19 protein-coding genes are annotated in these 18,219 nt (G+C 64.8%); 7 read left to right on the forward strand and 12 right to left on the reverse strand.

All coding sequences use genetic code 11. The features are described 5' to 3' along the window. Positions 1 to 87: 87 nt before the first annotated feature. The 3 genes from mftG to mftE form a co-directional block, all read right to left on the reverse strand. Positions 88 to 1,572 carry a mycofactocin dehydrogenase MftG gene (gene mftG, locus A3K89_RS25105; protein WP_068432391.1) on the reverse strand — a complete coding sequence of 495 codons (1,485 nt, stop codon included), beginning with the start codon at positions 1,570 to 1,572 and terminating at the stop codon, positions 88 to 90. Next, the gene (gene mftF / locus A3K89_RS25110; protein WP_068432393.1) at positions 1,569 to 2,966 is read right to left on the reverse strand and encodes a mycofactocin biosynthesis glycosyltransferase MftF; all 1,398 of its coding nucleotides are present in this window, start codon (positions 2,964 to 2,966) and stop codon (positions 1,569 to 1,571) included. Before mftF ends, mftG begins: the two co-directional genes overlap by 4 nt. A gap of 103 nt (positions 2,967 to 3,069) precedes the next feature. Continuing rightward, positions 3,070 to 3,759 (reverse strand): mycofactocin biosynthesis peptidyl-dipeptidase MftE, encoded by a 690-nt coding sequence (gene mftE, locus A3K89_RS25115; RefSeq protein WP_068432396.1) that lies wholly within the window; start codon positions 3,757 to 3,759, stop codon positions 3,070 to 3,072. Between the two features lie 88 nt (positions 3,760 to 3,847). Here mftE and A3K89_RS25120 point away from each other — a divergent pair, with 88 nt between their 5' ends. The 4 genes from A3K89_RS25120 (at position 3,848) to A3K89_RS25135 (ending at position 7,634) form a co-directional block, all read left to right on the forward strand. Continuing rightward, positions 3,848 to 4,564, forward strand: coding sequence for a GntR family transcriptional regulator (locus tag A3K89_RS25120; protein WP_068432403.1), 717 nt, complete (start codon positions 3,848 to 3,850; stop codon positions 4,562 to 4,564). Positions 4,565 to 4,706: 142 nt separating this feature from the next. Beyond that, positions 4,707 to 6,269 carry an NCS1 family nucleobase:cation symporter-1 gene (locus A3K89_RS25125; protein ID WP_114329771.1) on the forward strand — a complete coding sequence of 521 codons (1,563 nt, stop codon included), beginning with the start codon at positions 4,707 to 4,709 and terminating at the stop codon, positions 6,267 to 6,269. A 9-nt stretch (positions 6,270 to 6,278) separates the two neighbouring features. Continuing rightward, positions 6,279 to 6,974: an aspartate/glutamate racemase family protein gene (locus A3K89_RS25130; RefSeq protein WP_068432405.1), complete on the forward strand. Its 696-nt coding sequence runs from the start codon at positions 6,279 to 6,281 to the stop codon at positions 6,972 to 6,974. A gap of 6 nt (positions 6,975 to 6,980) precedes the next feature. Beyond that, a complete protein-coding gene (locus A3K89_RS25135) occupies positions 6,981 to 7,634 on the forward strand; it encodes a nucleoside/nucleotide kinase family protein (RefSeq protein WP_302050748.1) in 654 nt (217 codons plus the stop codon). Between the two features lie 18 nt (positions 7,635 to 7,652). Here the strand turns inward: A3K89_RS25135 and mftD (A3K89_RS25140) are convergent, their stop codons facing one another. The 5 genes from mftD (A3K89_RS25140) to mftA are packed head-to-tail and all read right to left on the reverse strand — an operon-like array spanning position 7,653 to position 11,742. Next, positions 7,653 to 8,828 carry a pre-mycofactocin synthase MftD gene (gene mftD, locus A3K89_RS25140; RefSeq protein ID WP_068432481.1) on the reverse strand — a complete coding sequence of 392 codons (1,176 nt, stop codon included), beginning with the start codon at positions 8,826 to 8,828 and terminating at the stop codon, positions 7,653 to 7,655. Next, positions 8,825 to 10,003: a pre-mycofactocin synthase MftD gene (gene mftD / locus A3K89_RS25145; protein WP_068432414.1), complete on the reverse strand. Its 1,179-nt coding sequence runs from the start codon at positions 10,001 to 10,003 to the stop codon at positions 8,825 to 8,827. Before mftD (A3K89_RS25145) ends, mftD (A3K89_RS25140) begins: the two co-directional genes overlap by 4 nt. Positions 10,004 to 10,016: 13 nt before the next feature. Further along, the gene (gene mftC / locus A3K89_RS25150) at positions 10,017 to 11,249 is read right to left on the reverse strand and encodes a mycofactocin radical SAM maturase (protein ID WP_068432415.1); all 1,233 of its coding nucleotides are present in this window, start codon (positions 11,247 to 11,249) and stop codon (positions 10,017 to 10,019) included. Between the two features lie 60 nt (positions 11,250 to 11,309). Then, the gene (mftB, locus tag A3K89_RS25155; RefSeq protein WP_068432417.1) at positions 11,310 to 11,627 is read right to left on the reverse strand and encodes a mycofactocin biosynthesis chaperone MftB; all 318 of its coding nucleotides are present in this window, start codon (positions 11,625 to 11,627) and stop codon (positions 11,310 to 11,312) included. A gap of 1 nt (position 11,628) precedes the next feature. Continuing rightward, a complete protein-coding gene (mftA, locus tag A3K89_RS25160; protein ID WP_068432484.1) occupies positions 11,629 to 11,742 on the reverse strand; it encodes a mycofactocin precursor MftA in 114 nt (37 codons plus the stop codon). 114 nt (positions 11,743 to 11,856) lie between these two features. On the opposite strand from mftA, the gene mftR reads away from it, so the two are divergent. Then, positions 11,857 to 12,489 carry a mycofactocin system transcriptional regulator gene (gene mftR / locus A3K89_RS25165; protein ID WP_068432418.1) on the forward strand — a complete coding sequence of 211 codons (633 nt, stop codon included), beginning with the start codon at positions 11,857 to 11,859 and terminating at the stop codon, positions 12,487 to 12,489. Between the two features lie 121 nt (positions 12,490 to 12,610). Next, positions 12,611 to 13,435, forward strand: a complete 825-nt coding sequence (gene mftM, locus A3K89_RS25170) for a mycofactocin oligosaccharide methyltransferase MftM (RefSeq protein WP_068432421.1) — start codon at positions 12,611 to 12,613, stop codon at positions 13,433 to 13,435. Here the strand turns inward: mftM and A3K89_RS25175 are convergent. Genes A3K89_RS25175 through A3K89_RS25185 form a run of 3 tightly spaced genes read right to left on the reverse strand, consistent with a single transcriptional unit; the run spans position 13,432 to position 16,640 of the window. Beyond that, entirely contained in the window at positions 13,432 to 14,082 is a 651-nt protein-coding gene (locus A3K89_RS25175; RefSeq protein ID WP_068432423.1) for a MadR family response regulator transcription factor, read from the reverse strand. The genes mftM and A3K89_RS25175 overlap by 4 nt on opposite strands. Before the next feature lie 6 nt (positions 14,083 to 14,088). Beyond that, on the reverse strand, positions 14,089 to 15,426 hold the full coding sequence (locus A3K89_RS25180) for a MadS family sensor histidine kinase (protein ID WP_068432431.1): 1,338 nt from the start codon (positions 15,424 to 15,426) through the stop codon (positions 14,089 to 14,091). Next, a complete protein-coding gene (locus A3K89_RS25185; protein WP_068432434.1) occupies positions 15,423 to 16,640 on the reverse strand; it encodes an iron-containing alcohol dehydrogenase in 1,218 nt (405 codons plus the stop codon). Before A3K89_RS25185 ends, A3K89_RS25180 begins: the two co-directional genes overlap by 4 nt. 216 nt (positions 16,641 to 16,856) lie before the next feature. On the opposite strand from A3K89_RS25185, the gene A3K89_RS25190 reads away from it, so the two are divergent. Next, on the forward strand, positions 16,857 to 17,903 hold the full coding sequence (locus A3K89_RS25190; RefSeq protein WP_068432435.1) for a ferredoxin--NADP reductase: 1,047 nt from the start codon (positions 16,857 to 16,859) through the stop codon (positions 17,901 to 17,903). 1 nt (position 17,904) lies between these two features. On the opposite strand, the gene A3K89_RS25195 is transcribed toward A3K89_RS25190, so the two are convergent. Further along, entirely contained in the window at positions 17,905 to 18,198 is a 294-nt protein-coding gene (locus tag A3K89_RS25195) for a PASTA domain-containing protein (RefSeq protein ID WP_068432436.1), read from the reverse strand. Positions 18,199 to 18,219 lie beyond the last annotated feature (21 nt).

Consider the following 18,219-nt stretch of genomic DNA (forward strand, 5'->3'; position numbering starts at 1 on the left):
CACGCAGGTACAGCCGCACACCCCCGAGTGAGGTGCGGCGCTACGGTCACTGCTGCCGACCGTAGCCGATAATCGACGGACGCTCGTTCAGCCCAGGTCGTCGGCGATGTCGCGCGCTGCGCGTTCGGCCAGCATGATCACGGTCGCGTGCGGACCACGCGTGGGCACGACCGGGAACGACGACGTATCGACGACGTCGAGACCGTAGACACCTCGGACACGGCATCGGTCGTCGAGTACCGCGTCCGGGCCGCCCATCGCGCAACTTCCCGACAGGTGCAGAGCCGTGCCGAGTCGGCCGAGCAACCTGTCGCCGGCTACCTCGAGCTTCGTTGCGACAGCGGTCATCGGCGCCGTCGACAACAACGCGTCGACGACGTCGAGACCTGCGTGCAGCGCCGCACGGTCCGCCGCCGAGTCCAGATACCGATAGCGCACGAACGGCGAGTCCAGCGGATCGGCCGAGCGCAGCGTGATGTCCCCGCGACTGTCGGCCCGCATCAATCCGATTCCGATCATGGGATCCACCGGGCCGATGCCCGCGATCATGTATCCGAACGACGCTGTGTACGGCCGGATTTCGAGGTCGCCGACGTGCAGAACCACCTCGATCGGTGACGAGGGTCGAAAGGGTACCGAACTACGGTAGTAGACACCGATTTCGGGATGATCGGAAAAACCTCGACCCACTCGGGGATGGTCGAGACGAACGTCGATTCCGCAGTGCCGCAACGACTCCGCCGGTCCGACTCCGGACAACATCAACAACTGCGGTGTGCGCACCGCACCTGCGCACAGGACGACGCGGCTCGCTCGCATGTCGGTTGTCACGCCGCGACGGAGGATACGAACTCCGCATGCTGCGTCGCCGTCGAACAGTATCTTCAGAACGGTCGATTCCGTGAGAACCTCGAGATTGGGACGACTCAGACGCGGAATCAGATAGGTCGCAGCAGCATTCATGCGCATTCCGCGAAAGACGTTGAGCGGAACCGGCCCTGTTCCTCCAACCGGGCTTGGATCGTTCTTGTCCGGGTCGGCCGGGAACCCGAGCGACTCGCTCGCGTCGACGAACGCGGCAGTGACGCCACTCCACTCCTTCGGCGCTGTTCTCCACACCGGGATGGGCCCGCTGCTGCCGTGGCGGTCACTCGCGTAATCGTGATCGGTCTCCGACGCCGTGAAGTACGGCAGTACGTTCTCGTACGACCATCTGGACGGCCAGTGCAGAAAGTCGTCCGGCCGGGCCCGGATGAAGTACGCGCCGTTCACGGCCCCCGATCCACCGAGCACTCGGCCGCGCGAGATCTCACGCTCGACGCCGGGAGCGAGCTCTGCCGGGTAGGACGACGTCCACGGACTGCCAGGTCCGACCGGCAGAACATGGGCGTCGGCGATGTCCGGTGGGTAGTCCTGGACGCGGGAGACGCCCTGCCCGGCCTCGACGACGACAACCCTGCAGTCCGGGTTCTCACTGAGCCGAGACGCCACCACCGAACCGGACGAGCCGCCACCGACGACGATCACATCCGCGTCGACGACGTCCGATCGGCCGACGGCGGGACCGCTCACGAATCCATACGAGGCGTCAACGCGCCGAAGCTCCGAGATTCGACGGCACCTCGCCAGAGTCCAGCACCGTACGCGACGTCGTCCATGCGCTTGAAGAACGCGTAACGGATCGGGTCGAGTCCGCCGAGCTCACGGTGCTTGTACCAATCGGCGACGGCTTCTGCCACCGCCAGCCCGAGCGCGATCTTGCGAATTCGACTGGACAGCAACACCGCCAGCAGAGTGATCGGCCAATAATGTCGGCACAGCGCCGATGCGAGTTGCCACAGGCCGGCGACGAAACCTTCGGTCGCGAGGATGGCCGCGATGCGAGTCGGCTGGTCGAGTCCGACGAACATCTTGCGCAAGCGTCCGATGGTGACGGCCAGCGTGGCGAGTGCACCGATCACCCCGATCTTGGTCAGGCTCGCCGCCAGCAGGCACGCGACGAGCGTCCACGGGGACATCGCGATCGGAGGCACCATGCCGGGATGACGGTCGGCGAGTGGGCTGGCACCGGTGCCGTAGAACAGCTTGCGTCCGAACCAGCGGCCGAACGTCACCCGGTGGTCGTGCGCCACGTTGGCGACGGGCTCGTACCGCAGGCGCCACCCGGCCTCCTGCAGTCGCCAGCACAGATCGACGTCCTCGGCGACGTGCATCGACTCGTCGAAGCCGTTGCATTCCTCGACGACGCGGCGGCGAATCAACATCGCTGCGCTCGGCACGTAGGAAACCGAGCTACCCGCCTGCACCGCTGCCTCCCGACGCCCCAGATCCAGGGACGACCGGGCGTGTTCGTACCGGGCGAGCGCGTTGCCCTCCGGTTCGAGTGCCACGATGCGCGGCGCGACCAGAGCGACCGCCGGATCGGAGAAGTGCCCGAGCATCACCTCGAGCCAGCCCTTGCGCGGAACGACGTCGGAATCGAGGAACGCGACGAAATCGGTTGTGGCGCTGCGTAACCCCGTGTTGCGCGCCGCTGCCGGCCCGCGTGAGGTCTCGTGCCGCAGAACCGTGACCCCGCCGACGCTCCACTCCATCGCGGGAGGCTTCACCGGCACGTCCGATCCGTCGTCGACGACGATGACGTTCAGGCCGTGCAGCGCAGGCAGCAATCGTCCGAGGCCGGCTGCGTTGTTCTTCAGCGGCACCACGACGGTGACATCGCGGGGCGACGGGATCGACATCGGCCGCGGATTCGCCACGCCCGAATCGAGCAGCTTCCGCGCGACGAGAGCGGACTGTGAATCGGTGACCTCGAGGAAACCGTCGCCGATCATCGCGGCGGCCGTGGGCGCCAACTTCAGCATGCGTGTGGGGGATCCCCCGATCAGAACGCGACCGTCCGAGTATGTACGTACGCGCGGATCGACGCGCACCCCGAAACCATCAGGCAACCGACCTTGACCCATTTGGTGATCGTAAGCGGACACGGGACGAAAGTGTCATCCACGGCCCGAAAAAGTCACTAACATACCGTGCGCCTGTTTTCGTCCTGGGCTTTCGGCCGTTTCACTACACCAACATCCCCGTAGCCGACGGCATCCAGCGCGCCGTCGCCGCCGTCGCACGACGAACCATGTCGTCCAGGATGGACGCCCCCTCCTCCGCCGTGGCGCGACGCGGATCGCCGAGCACACCGTTCTCCGACACCGCGCGCGTTCCGCCCTCCCGTAGCCGCGGAAGCAGGTCGGGGAGGGCTTCGACGTTTCCGACCTCGACGCGTTCCATGTCGACGACCTCGGGTGAAAGATGCAGCAGCAGCGAGGTTTCGGTGTGTCCGGCATGGGCGTCGGCGCCGGGGACGGCACACGGCACCCAGGCGACGTCGCGTCCCTCGTACCGCAGCAGAGTGGTGGCGTCGACCAAGGTGGGGACGTTGCCACCGTGTCCGTTGACGAACAGCACGCGGGGCGCCCACCGACACGCCGACCTCCCGTACTCGACGAGCAGAGTCCGCAGCGCGTCGGCGCCGATCGACACCGTGCCCGGGAAACCCTCGTGCTCGCCGCTGGCGCCGTAGCCGATGGCGGGTGCCAGGGACGCGTCGGGCAACCGGGAGGCGACGGCGACGGCGATGCGCGTGTCGGTGTCCAGCGGCAGGTGCGGCCCGTGCTGTTCGAACGCCCCCACCGGAACGACGACCGTCGACACGCCACCGACGTGCTGCCACCCCACGTCGGCCAGTGGTGTCGGGTGCGTCATTCGCCCGATGCTAGTGCAGCGCACTTTTCACATGAACGAAACATCGACCGGTTAGCGTTCTCACCCGAGGATCTTCGAAGGGAGCGACGTGCCACCTCGTCGAAGATCCGTGCTTCTCGATCGATTGAACATCTCTGCCCCCGGAAGCCGGCAACACGCAATTCTCGACGAGCTGCGACGCGTCATTCTTTCCGGCGACGCACCGCCCACGACCCCGATTCCATTGAACGACGTCGCGGATATGTTCGGCGTCAGTCCCATTCCTGTTCGGGAGTCGCTCAAAACACTGATCGGTGAAGGATTGGTGGATCACCGGCCCAATCTCGGATACACCGTCGCGCAATTGACGTCCGCGGAATTATGCGAAATGTACATCGTGCGGGAAGTCCTGGAAAGCGCCGCGCTCGCGACTGCTGTCGAGTTGGCCACCGACGACGACCGTGAGCGCGCGATCATCGCGAACAAGGTTCTGGAACAGGCGATCACAGCTGACGACCCACGCGAGTACCACCGTCGGAGTCGTGAATTCCACATGGCGCTGACGCGGCCGTCACGCATGAAAAGACTTCTCCACATGCTCGAAGCGGCCTGGAACATCACCGAGCCTGTTCAGCCGATGGTGCACGTCGCCGGTTCGGATCGCGTGACACTGCATTCCGATCATCGACAGATGCTCGATGCATTTCTCGGCCGCGACGCAGCTGCTCTGTCGACTATCGCGCAATATCATCACGGACGTTTGAACACGGTCATTTCTTCCATTCCCGCGGACACCGGTCTGCTCGCAGATCCCACCACGGATTGAGCGGCCCGAAAGATATATTCCTGCCGTCACGCGGACGCAACACGTGCTCGCTACCTTTTGTCGCAGGTTCGCTCCATCGTCGTGGTCGAGCCTTCGCCATGCATTTCGTCCGCATGGAGCCCATCGCCCATCAGGAGCATCGATGACAAATTCAGTGCACGGACCAGGCACTTCGCCGGTAGGTGACGTGGTCGAAGCAGCGGGCCACCCGGTCGGCGGAGGCCTGATCAAGGACTCGTACGACCCACGGCTGACCAACGAGGATCTCGCCCCGCTGAAGAAGCAGTCGTGGACCTCGTACAACCTGTTCGCGTTCTGGATGTCCGACGTGCATTCGGTCGGCGGATACGTCACGGCGGGAAGCTTGTTCGCTCTCGGACTGGCGAGCTGGCAGGTCCTCGTCGCGCTCCTCGTCGGCATCACGATCGTCTACTTCTTCTGCAATCTCGTCGCCAAGCCCAGCCAGGCTGCGGGCGTTCCCTACCCGGTCATCTGCCGCGTGTCGTTCGGCGTACTCGGCGCCAACATCCCAGCCATCATCCGTGGCCTCATCGCCGTCGCGTGGTACGGCATCCAGACGTTCCTCGCGTCGGCTGCTCTCGACATCGTGCTCATCAAACTGTTCCCGGGGCTGGCGCCGTACGCCGTGACCGCCGATTACGGATTCGCCGGTCTTTCCGCGCTCGGGTGGGCCAGTTTCCTGTTCCTGTGGGTGCTGCAGGCCGCGGTGTTCTGGCGCGGCATGGAGTCGATTCGCAGGTTCATCGACTTCTGCGGTCCGGCCGTCTACGTCGTCATGTTCCTACTGTGCGGATACCTGATCTGGAAAGCCGGTTGGGGCGCAATCGATCTGAACCTCGGCGAGGTCGAGTACACGGGCTTCAGCTCGGTTCCGGTCATGCTCGGGGCGATCGCCCTTGTCGTGTCGTACTTCTCCGGCCCGATGCTCAACTTCGGTGACTTCTCCCGCTACGGGAAGTCCTACGGTGCGGTGAAGAAAGGCAACTTCCTCGGACTTCCCCTCAACTTCCTCGTGTTCTCGATTCTGGTCGTCGTCACGGCGTCGCTGACGCTTCCGGTCTTCGGTGAGCTCATCACCGATCCGGTCGAGACCGTGGCCCGGATCGACAGCACGTTCGCCATCGTGCTCGGCGCGCTGACGTTCACGATCGCCACCATCGGTATCAACATCGTCGCCAACTTCATCTCACCCGCGTTCGACTTCTCGAACGTCAGCCCGCAACGCATCAGCTGGCGTGCAGGCGGCATGATCGCCGCCGTCGGCTCGGTCCTCATCACGCCGTGGAACCTGTACAACAATCCGGAGGTCATTCACCTGACACTCGAAACGCTCGGTGCGTTCATCGGCCCACTGTTCGGCGTTCTCATCGCCGACTACTACCTGGTCCGCAAGCAGAAGGTCGTCGTCGATGATCTGTTCACGATGTCACCGGCCGGAAAGTACTGGTACTCCAAGGGATACAACCCGGCTGCGGTGTACGCCACCGTCGTCGGCGCCCTGGCCGCGATGTTCCCCGTGTTGTTCAACGGCGCGATCGACGGCATGGAGATCGCTGGCATGGCCACCGCGTCGAAGTACAGCTGGTTCATCGGATGCGGCATCGGATTCGGCCTGTACTTCCTGCTCGCCACCAAGACGAAGCTCGCAGTGACGAACCACCTCGACGACACAGCGAAGGTCTAGGAATTTCCAGTGCTGATCAAGGTCGTCAACCCGAACACCACATGGTCGATGACCGCGTTGATCGGTCAGTGTGCCCGGGCCGTCTCGAGCCCGGGCACAGTGATCGACGCGGTCAGTCCGACGATGGGGCCTGCGTCCATCGAGTCTCACATCGACGAAGCCCTCTGTGTGTCCGGCATTCTCGAACAGATTGCTCTCGGCGAAGAACAGGGTGCCGACGGCTACGTCATCGCCTGCTTCGGAGACCCGGGTCTCGACGCGGCACGTGAAGCCACGTCCGGTCCGGTCGTCGGAATCGCCGAGGCCGCCATGCACGCGGCAACTTTCCTCGGCCGCGGTTTTTCTGTCGTCACCACAGTGGGGCGGACGACCGGACGAGCATGGGATCTCGCGGACCGCTACGGCTTCGCGCGGCAGTGCCGGGGCGTTCACGCCTGCGAGATTCCGGTTCTCGAGCTCGAAACCGATCCCGACGCTCGCACGATCATCACCGAAGCCTGCCGGCGCGCGGCCTCGCAGGACGGCAGCGACACCATCGTCCTGGGCTGCGCAGGCATGGCCGATCTGCGCGCACACATCGAGAGGGAAATCGGTAGGCCCGTCGTCGACGGCGTGGCCGCAGCGACGACGACGGTGCAATCGCTCGTCACGATGGGACTGCGCACCGGGAGTGCGGCTCCGTCGCACGTGCGCGAAAATACATAGCCCGCTATACATTTCCGCGCACATGCGCGAAGCGCCTATCGTCGAAGAATGAACGAGTTGATCTCACGGGCGCGCAGTCTCGCCGAACGACCCGGCCGGACGGTCCTGGGGATCACCGGGCCACCCGGTGCAGGCAAATCGACGGTCGCAGACGCTATCGTCGACCAGCTCGGGCGCGATCTCGCAGTGGTCGTTCCGATGGACGGATTCCATCTGGCGCAATCGGAACTTCTACGGCTGGGCCGCTCGGCTCGCAAGGGCGCTGCCGACACGTTCGACGACGCCGGCTATGCCCATCTGCTCGAACGTCTCGCCGATCAGACGACGGGAGTGATCTACGCACCGCACTTCGACCGAACTCTGGAAGAACCCGTCGCGGGCAGCATCGCGGTCACGGCCGACGTTCCGCTCGTCGTCACCGAGGGCAACTACCTACTGCTCGACGACGGAAGCTGGCCGCGGGCTCGCGCCGCCATGACCGAGGTCTGGTATATCGATCTCGACGACGACGAGCGGCGTCGACGACTCGTGCAGCGGCACACCATGTTCGGGAAAAGCGAGGACGACGCTCACGCGTGGGTGCACGGGAGCGACGAGGCCAATGCACGCCTCGTCGCGTCCACGGCGTCTCGCGCAGACCGGCGGTTCCGCCACCCGTGAGCAGAAATGTACAGCCCTCTATGTATTCGCGCGCACGGGCGGCGAAGCCGCCATCACGACATCCGATCGCGTGAGCTCGTGCACCGACGACCGCCCCAGCCCGAGCACCGCGGAATCGAGCCCCCCTCGCAAGATGTCGAGAACGTTCTCCACTCCCGCCTGACCGTTCGCCGCCAGACCCCACAGATACGCACGACCGATCAACACCGCACGGGCACCGAGAGCGAGCGCCTTCGCCACATCGCTTCCGCGACGAACCCCGCCGTCCAAGGTGATCTCGACCTGATCGCCGACGGCGTCGACGATGGCAGGCAACAGTCGTATCGATGCCGGGGTGCCGTCCAGGTTGTTCCCGCCGTGATTGGACACCGACAGGGCGTCGCATCCGATATTCACTGCGCGGTGGGCATCGTCGACGCGCGAGATGCCCTTCAGCATGAACGGCCCACCCCAGAGCTCGCGTAGCCAGGCCAGGTCTTCCCAGCTCGGGAGCGGCGTGGCCATCCAGTCGCGGTACGCGCCGAAGAACGTCGGCGCCGAACCGTCGCACCCCGCGATGTTCGGTGCAGTCAGGTCCGGAATGCCACCCGATTTCACGAACTGCCACAACCACTTCGGACGCGACAGCCCCTCCGGCGCGAAACGGATCATCGTCCGCGCGTCGACCTTCTCCGGTATCGACGGTGAACCCCAGTCGCGCCCCTCGGAGAACGACCAGTCCATCGTCAGGATCAAGCCCACCGCTCCCGCACGACGGGCACGTTCGACGAGACGCCCCATGACGTCTCGGGATCCGACCCAGTGCAGCTGGAAGAACGTCTGCGGGTTCGCCTCGACGACTTCTTCCATGGGCTTGCTCGCGAACAGCGACAGACCCATCGAAACTCCGCGCGACGCAGCGGCCCGCGCGACGGCGACCTCACCGTCCGGGTGCACGGCCTGCACACCCGTCGGCGAGATCATGACGGGAAACGAAAGCGGTTGTCCCATCAGGGTTGTCGACAACTCACGCGTATCGGACAACCCGGCGACGCGAGGGGCGAAGCCGAGTTCGTCGAACGCTGCCGTGTTGTCCCCTAGCGTGATTCCACGCTCCGAGCCTGCCCTCAGCGCCGCGTAGACGGACTTCGGCAGGCGCTTCTCGGCCCGCCGCTGCGCCTCCGCCACGGTCTCGAACCACACGCTGTTGCTCAGACTCCGAGCCTCCGATCGAAACCGAGCGGCATCACGACATCGGACGGCGACAGATCGTGCACCGACGAGTGACCGAGACCGAGAACAGCGGAATCGACGCCACCACGCAGGATATCGAGCACGTTCTCGACACCCGCCTGCCCGTTCGCGGACAGACCCCACAGGTAGGCGCGTCCGATCAGGACGGCACGAGCGCCGAGTGCGAGTGCCTTCACCACATCGCTGCCACGTCGGACACCGCCGTCGAGCGTGATCTCGATCTGATCGCCGACGGCCTCGGCGATGGCAGGCAGAGCTCGAATCGGCGCCGGGGTGCCGTCGAGGTTGTTACCGCCGTGGTTGGACACCGAGATGGCGGTGCAGCCGGCGTCGACGGCCTTCTTCGCGTCGTCGACACGCATGACGCCCTTGAGCATGAACGGTCCGCCCCACTGCTCGCGCAGCCAGGCGACGTCCTCCCAGGTCGGGAGCGGGGTACCCATCCATTCGCCGTATGCACCGAAGAACGTGGGCGCGACGCCGCCCTCCGGCGGAGTCAGGTTGGGGGTCGTGAGATCCGGAATCTTGCCCGTCTTGGCGAACTCCCACAACCACTTCGGGCGCGTGATGCCCTCGGGCGCGAACTGGACCATCGCTTTCAGATCCATCTTCTCCGGGATCGACGGTGAGCCCCAGTCGCGGCCGTTGGAGAACGACCAGTCGAGCGTCATGATCAACCCGACCGCGCCCGCCGCACGTGCACGCTCCATCCGTTGCAGCAGCACCTCCCGCGAGCCCACCCAGTACATCTGGAAGAACGTCTGAGGGTTGGCTGCGGCGACTTCCTCGACGGATTTGCTCGCGAACGATGACAGGCCGATCGGAATTCCGCGTGCAGCCGCGGCCCTGGCGACAGCGACCTCCCCGTCCGGGTGCACGGCCTGCACACCCGTCGGCGAAATCATGACCGGGAACGAGAGTGGTTGTCCCATGACCGTTGTCGCGAGATCACGCTTGTCGGACAGGCCCGCGACATGCGGCGCGAATCCGAGCTCGCCGAACGCGGCGGTGTTGTCGTCGACGGTGATGCCACGTTCCGAGCCCGCCACCAGAGCGGAATACACGGACTTGGGCAGACGCTTCTTGGCGCGCCGCTGCGCTTCGGCAACGGTCTCGAACCACGCACTCTTGGCCATAGCTGATTGCTTCCTATTCCATTCCTGCGAGCGGGTTTTCGTCGCAGATCTTGGCCGGCGGCCGCATCATCAACGTGAGCGGCACCGACTTGCGGGGTGTCTTTCGGTTTCCGGAACGGGAATGGTCGACGCTCGACTTGGGGATCTCCCCCGCCGCAGCCAACGCCAATTCGCCGTTGCCGATCACGCATTCGGGATCCGGACCGTCCATGGGCAGGCCGGTGAAGAACTTCGCTGCCATGCAGCCGCCGCGGCACGCGTCGAAATGCGAGCACTTGGTGCACGCGCCCGAGGTCTGCGGCGACCGCAATTCCTGGAACAATTCCGATGTCTGCCAGACGGATTGGAATCCGCCCATACCGTCTTTCGCGTCGCGGACGATGTTGCCGGCAAGGAACTGCTCGTGGATGGCGAACGGGCAGGCGTAGACATCACCGATCGGGTCGATCAGGCAGACCACGCGCCCCGCACCGCACAGATTGAGACCGGGAAGGGCGTCACCGAACGCGGACAGGTGGAAGAACGAATCGCCGGTCAGCACGCCCTCGCCGTTGGCGACGAGCCAGTTGTAGAGCTCGCGCTGCTGAGCGGACGTGGGGTGCAGGTCGTCCCACACATCGGCGCCGCGCCCCGAGGGACGCAGGCGCGTGATGCGCAGCGTCGCACCGTACTTGTCGGCGAGAGCTTTGAACTCGTCGAGCTGGCTGACGTTGTGACGGGTGACGACGACGGAAATCTTCGCGTCCTTGAAGCCTGCTTCACGCAGGTTTTCCAGTGCGCGGCAGGCCATGTCGAACGAACCGGGACCGCGAACGGCGTCGTTGACCTCGGCAGTCGCACCGTCGATGGAGATCTGCACATCGACGTAGTCGGACGCCGCGAGACGTGCGGCGACCTCCTTGTTGATCTTCACGCCGTTGGTGGAGAACTTGACTCCCACCTGGTGCGCGGTGGCGTAGTCGACCAGCTCCCAGAAGTCCGAACGCACGGTCGGCTCGCCGCCACCGATGTTGACGTAGAACACCTGCATCTTCTGCAGTTCGTCGATGATCGACTTGCACTGCTCGGTGCTGAGCTCACGCGGATCGCGGCGACCCGACGAGGACAGGCAGTGCACGCACGACAGATTGCAGGCGTACGTCAATTCCCAGGTCAGGCAAATGGGGGCGTCGAGGCCGAGTTCGAACTGATCGACCAGGCGACCGACGGCGGGCGGCTGAGACGGCCGCTCCAACATGGAGGTCATTGTGCTGTCCTCTTCGAAGTTGAGGGGTTACTGCGGAAGGGCTGTTTCCCGTAGCAGGCTCTATCGGGGGTCGTTGGGGGCGGAGTCTCCAACTGTTGCGATCATGTGAGAATCCGCCAGCGTCGTAAGCGCTTTCACGTAGGGCGCGCGGCCTGACTCGGGGATCCCGGCGGCTTCGATCGCGCTGCGCATGTTCGGGTGCTGCGGGAAGGACTCGATGATCGCTACGATCGTGCGATTCTTGAGGAAGGAGAGCTTACGTGTCCCGAAGTGGTAGAGCAGCGCCCCGAAAGATTCGGGACGCAGCGCCACCTGCGGGTGAAGAGCCCACCGAGCATCGAGGTCCACGGCTTGGAGTGCCTTCACGGGTGCCGACATGTCAGTACACGCCGCACATTCCGTCGATGGAAACCTCTTCCACCAGCGACTCTTCGACGAGATCGGACTCGATCACGCCGGTGCTGACGACATCGGTTTTCGGGTTCTGGGACATCGGTACCTCCATCGGAGAGAATCATCGGGTGGGTCACAGTCGGCAGTGACAGTGACTTGGTTCACCACCATAATGGCATCGAGTGCACAAAGACAGTGATACGGGAGAAAAAGAGTGGGCAGACAGGCGAAACCGTCCAGCCGGGTAGGCCGTCGCCCATCCACGACGCGAGGGCAGATCAGCGACATCGGCATCTCGCTCTTCACCACACGAGGTTTCGACGAGACCAGCGTCGACGAGATCGCCGACGCCGCGGGCATCGCGCGTCGTACGTTCTTTCGGTATTTCCCTTCCAAGAACGCGGTTCCGTGGGGCGATTTCGACGAACAACTCACCGCGCTGCGCACTCTGCTCGCCCAGCTGCCGTCGGACATCTCCCTCGCCGACGGCATCCGTTCGGCCCTGTTGCAGTTCAACACCTTTCCCGACGACGAGAAACCCGTACACAGGCAGCGCATGGCTCTGATCCTGCGCAATCCGGCATTACAGGGCTATTCGATGCTGATGTACGAGGATTGGCGCGGAGTCATCGCCGAATACGTAGCCGCACGGACGGATTCGTCCCCGGAGAATCATTTCCCGCGAACCGTTGGCTGGATGGTGCTCGGTGTGGCAATGTCTGCGTACGAGCAGTGGCTCACCGACGAACAACTCGACCTCGCCGATCTCCTGTCCGACGGCATGACCGCCCTCTGTTCGGGGCTCGGCCCTCTGGCGGAGGGCGGGACCGCAGGAACGACCCAGTGAGAGGCCGGAGTGGAGCCCGCAGGAACGACCCAGTGAGAGGCCGGAGTGGAGCCCGCAGGAACGACCCAGTGAGAGGCCGGAGTGGAGCCCGCAGGAACGACCCAGTGAGAAAAGAACAGATATGACCGAACTCGACGCACTCGCCCCAGGAACACCGCGGATGTGGACCCACGAGAACACGACGGTGCAGTGGTCGGAATCGATTCCCGTCGGAGCTCTCGAACTTCGAAACACGGCGAACGAGGTCGTCGTCCGCCACGGCCTGACGTCGGCGCACATCGGCGAGCGGCTGGTCTCCCGGATCACCGACTTCGGTCTGTCGCAACGCGAATTCGAGCTCGTGATGGTGGGGCTGGTGCGATCGACCGTCGACGACCCCGTTGGGGCGTGGGCCACGTACTACCGCAATTCGCTCGACGAACTACTGTCGGGCACCGCCGACTTCGCGCCCGTGCACCGACGCGCCGAAGCACTGGTGACGGGGTCGGTTCTCGACCTCGGATCGTGCTTCGGATTCTTCCCGCTACGGCTCGCGCTGCAGGGCCGGCATGTCACGGCAACGGATCTGTCCGCAGGAACCATGCGGTTGCTCGCCACGGTGGCACCCCACCTGGGCGCCACACTCGACGTCATCACGTGCGACGCTGCCGGGATCCCGGTGCCCGACAAGAGTTCCGACACCGTGACAGCATTGCATCTGCTCGAGCACGTCGACGACGGCACGGGTGCGCGCATTCTGGGCGAGGCCATTCGTATCGCGCGTGAGCGCGTGATCGTCGCGGTTCCGTTCGAGGAAGAAGCGACGGCCTGTCACGGCCATATCCGAACGTTCGACGTCGACGCACTGCGCTTCATCGGCGAGCAGAGCGGCCTTCCGTTCGACGTCGACGAATTTCACGGCGGCTGGTTGGTTCTCGACACCAGCCGCGTCGGAGTCGGCGTCTAGATCAATCCCTGTTTGCTCGCGGCGTAGACCGCTTCGGCCCGGCGACTGACACCGAGCTTGCGCATGATGTTGCTGACGTGAAATTTCACGGTCGTCGCCGAGATGAAGAGCGTCGTCCCGATCTTGTTGTTGGACAGTCCTGTTGCCAACAGACGCAGCACTTCGAGTTCGCGATCGGTCAACCGTTCGGCGGCTGCGCCCTGACCGTTGAGCGATCGAACGACCGCTGAGGCGCTGCGCGAGTCGAATGCACTCTCGCCACGCGATACCGCACGCACCGCGCGAATCAGCTCGGTCGTGTCGACGTCCTTGACGACGTACCCGCGGGCTCCGGCGTGGACTGCCTCGACAACGAGGCGGTCGTCGAGAAATGTCGTCAGTACCAGTAACCCGATCCCGGGATGAGCGCTCGACAGTTGCGCGCACAGCGCGAGTCCCTCGTAGTCGGAACTGGCGGACAGCTTGAGGTCCATGAGAACGATGTCGGGCTTCACCCGCTCGACGACGGCGAGCCCCTCGCCACGCGACGACGCCTCACCGACGACCGTCAGATCGGTCTCGCGCTCGAGGACGGATTTCAGCCCGTCCCGAAGGATCGCGTGGTCGTCGACCAGCACGATGCGAATTACAGCGGTTGTCACGGTCATGACTGCTCACTCTCCTTCGGACGGGATGCGCACCGATATGCGCACTCCCCCGATGCGTGCCTTGCGGATCTCGAACGAGCCGCCGTGTTCTCGCGCCCGCGCAGCCATGTTGGCGAGCCCGCGATGACGACCGTCGACGTCGCCCGTCTCGGCCATCCGCCACATGAGGCGAAGGTACGACGGGTCGCCTGCACCGTCGTCGGCGATGGAGAGCTGCACATGTCGTTCGCGGTACGCGAGGCGCAGTATCGCGCGGCTGGCCTTGGCGTGAACTGCGGTGTTGAACAATGCTTCTCCGGCGATGCGCAGCAGATCGTGCTCGCATGCGCTGCTCAGTTCCACGGGCGTTCCTTCGACGCGGAGCGAGACCTTCAGCTCGTCCGGCATGTGCACTATCGACAGCTGCTCGAGCATTTCCGGCAGCGACGTTCGATCCGCGTCCTGTGCGTGATTCAGCGCGTAGATGGCCGACCGCAACTGTTCGACGGCTCGGCGCGTCAGTTCTTTTGCAACGTCGAGACGCTCCAAACGTTCGTCGGCCGGAATATCGTTGCGGCACAAGTCGATCTGCATCCCAGCCGACAACACGGCCTGCGTGACGCTGTCGTGCAGTTCGCGCGCGATGCGATGCCTCTCCTCGTCGAGCACCTGATGTCGATGCGCGGCACCGAGTTGTCGTTGCGTCGCTTCGAGTTCCGCGTTGCGGACAGCGAGGTCCGCCGCAGTCCGATGTGCCTCCGCGTATGCGTTCTCGGTGCGCTCGAGCAGAATGCGTCTGCTCTGATACAGCGCGGAGTTCTGCAGCGCGACGGCCGTCTGGCTCGCCAGAATGCTGAGGACCGCCGAGTCGGTCGCGTCGAGAACCCGATGCTTCGGCGTCCACGCCGCGAACGCCCCGACGACACCTCCGTCGAGTGCGATGGGCACGAATGCGTGGTGAGCGGCGATGACGGGACTTCGGCCGTCGCCGATCGTGGCGAGCCGAATCGCGTCGAGGCATTCGACGACATCGCCCGGCAACGGCGGACCTTCGACGTTGTCGACCAGGAACGGCGTCGCGTCCGGACCGAGCACGAGTCTGCGTGGTCCGGCGTCCGGTAGGGCGCCGTCGGCGAGCGCGAAGACCACCCACTGAGCGCTCAGATGTGCACGAGCCGCCTCGGCGACGGCACAGATCAACGTCTCGGGGCCGTCGACCGTCCGCACGAGAGCACGCGAGATCAACTCCAACGCATGGACGACGCGCTCGAGGCGCTCGGCCGCGCCACGATACTGGGGATAGAACGTGGCCTTTCCCGACCGCAGACCGGTCAGGAGGGACAGATCCGGTTGCGACGCCGTCACAGCGCGGTCCTGAACAGATCGACCATCTCTCGATGGGTCGCAGACCGCGGATTGGTCGACATGCATGCGTCGCGCAGCGCGTTGGTGGCGAGCACGTCGATGTCGGCGTCGCTGACGCCGATGTCCTTCAGTCCCTGGGGAACTCCGACCTGTCGAGCCAGTCGTTCGACCCGTTCCGCGACGGCAAGTGCAGCCTCCTCCGCGGATCCACGCGCCTCGGCGAGGCCCAGACTCGTCGCGACCGCGACGTAGGGCATCGGGTCGTGCGCAGCGTTGAATCGGATGACGTGTGGCAGCAGCACACCGTTGATGACGCCGTGTGGCAGGTCCAGCAGCCCACCGACCTGATGGCTCATCGCATGCGTCGCACCGAGGATCGCGTTCGTGAACGCAAGGCCTGCTTCCAGAGCGGCCTGCGCCATCGACGTGCGCGCACCGAGGTCGGACGGGTCGGTCATCGTGTGCGCCAGGTGCGACGTCACCATCGTCACCGCACGCAGCGCATGGTGGTCGGTGAGTTGATTGTGCCCCAGCGACACGAACGCTTCGATTCCGTGCGTCAACGCGTCGAGACCCGTTGCGGCGTTGAGCCATTCGGGCATCGTCGTCAACAGTCTCGGATCGATGACGGTGATGTCGGGAACCAGCGCACGCCCGAGGATGGTGATCTTCGTCGATCGTGTGGTGTCGGTGACGATACAGAACTGCGAGACGTCCGCACCTGTTCCCGACGTCGTCGGCACCATGACGAGCGGGGGAATCGGTCGCGTCGCCTGGTCGACCCCCTCGAAATCGAGGATCGACCCACCGTTTCCGGCCAGGATCGCAATTCCTTTGGCTGCATCCATGACCGAGCCGCCGCCGATCGCGACGAGTACGTCGCATCCGGATTCCTGGTAGACGACGTGGCCGGCTTCGATCTCGACGTCCTTGGGATTGGGCGTCAGGTCGCTCCAGACCGTCGGCGCCAACCCTTCCTCGATCAGCAGCGAGGTCAGGTGCGCGACCCACCCCGCTTCGATGAGACCGCCGTCGGACACCACCAATGGGCGGCGGGCCCCGAGTCGCAGCGCGGCGTGCGCGACCTCGCCGAGCGAGTTCTGACCGAAGACGATCTCGGGCGCGTGGAACTTCAGTACGCGCGGCGCCTCGATCGCGTTTCGATGCGAATGCAGATCGGCTAGCGCCCGACCCGTCGCGGCCGTCTCGATCATGTGCCTACTCGCCTCTGCTGTGCCTGCCGCTCGTGGTGCCGCGATCCGTGTGATTCACGTTACAACCCTAGCCGGACGGCGACCGAAGTTCCCACCAGCGGCCGGGCAGGTGGGCACCTACCCGATCGGGCAGGGCGACGAGCGACCGGCAGTCGACATACCGTAGCCGGCGTGCAAAACTAGAACACGTTACAGTTATAGACGAGAGGACGCCCGATGGCGACAGCCGACGCACGCCGCGGCAACCGATCCCTGCTGCTCAGGGTCGCCGAGGTCGTCGACGAGACCCCCGAAGCGCGGTCCCTCGTCTTCGACCCACCCGACACGTTCGAGTATCTACCAGGCCAGTTTCTGACCGTACGAATTCCGAGCAAGAGAACGGGCGCAGTCGCCCGCTGCTACTCCCTGTCCAGTTCACCGCACCGCGGTGAGCCGCCGAAGGTGACCGTCAAACGCACGTACGACGGTTACGGCTCCAACTGGGTCTGCGACAACGTCGAGCCGGGAGACACGATCGAGGTGCTCCCCCCGTCGGGGCGATTCACCCCGAAGGACCTCGACGACGATTTCCTGCTCGTCGCCGCCGGGTCGGGAATCACGCCGATCATGTCGATTCTGAAGTCGGCACTGAGCGAAGGCATCGGAACGGTGACCCTGTTCTACGCGAATCGCAACGAGAACTCCGTCATCTTCTCGAACGAACTACGGACGCTCGCAGCCGAATATCCCCGACGGTTGACCGTCGTACATTGGCTCGAATCGCTGCAGGGCATACCGACCGTCGACCAATTGGCCACTTTCGCGGCGCCGTGTCGTGACCGTTGTGCATTCGTGTGCGGGCCCGGGCCGTTCATGGATGCGGCCGTCAAAGCACTTGCGTCGAGCGGTTTTCCGCGGAACCGAGTACGACGCGAGATCTTCACCTCGCTCGTCGGCGACCCGTTCGCCGCTGTCGCCGAGGCAGAGGTCGCCGAGAGTCCTGCCCAGGCGGACGACGCGGTCGCCGTCGTCGAACTCGACGGCGGGAGGCACACTCTCGCGTGGCCGCGTGACAGGACGCTCGTCGACATCATGCTCGCCGAGGGCATCGACGTCCCCTACTCGTGCCGCGAGGGTGAGTGCGGGTCGTGCGCGTGCACCATGGTGGGCGGTGAAGTCGCGATGGAGAACACCGACGTCCTCGACGAGGACGACATCGCCGACGGGATGATCCTCGGGTGCCAGGCACGTCCCGTCAGCGACCGCGTCGAGATTCGGTTCTGACTCACCACGGATCGACGAACACGGTGATCGGCTGGGTTTCGGCAGCGGTCGTCGACGCGGCGAGCGACGTGCGGGTGACCGTCGTATCCCAGTCGTGCGCATAAGGACCGGAGACGACGACGTTGGTGAAGCCCGCGTCCTCGAGTACACGAACCGCTGCCGGAGCCGAATACCCGGTGACGTCGGGAACCGTGAGGGTGTCGGCCGTTGCCGCGGAGGCCAGTGACGCACCGCCGAGGGACAACGATCCGACGGCGGCGAGAACTGCGGCGGTCTTCTTGAACGAGTTGCGCACGATGACTCCTACGGAGAAGTG

This window comes from Rhodococcoides kyotonense, from assembly GCF_001645385.1.
Lineage (GTDB): Bacteria > Actinomycetota > Actinomycetes > Mycobacteriales > Mycobacteriaceae > Rhodococcoides > Rhodococcoides kyotonensis_B.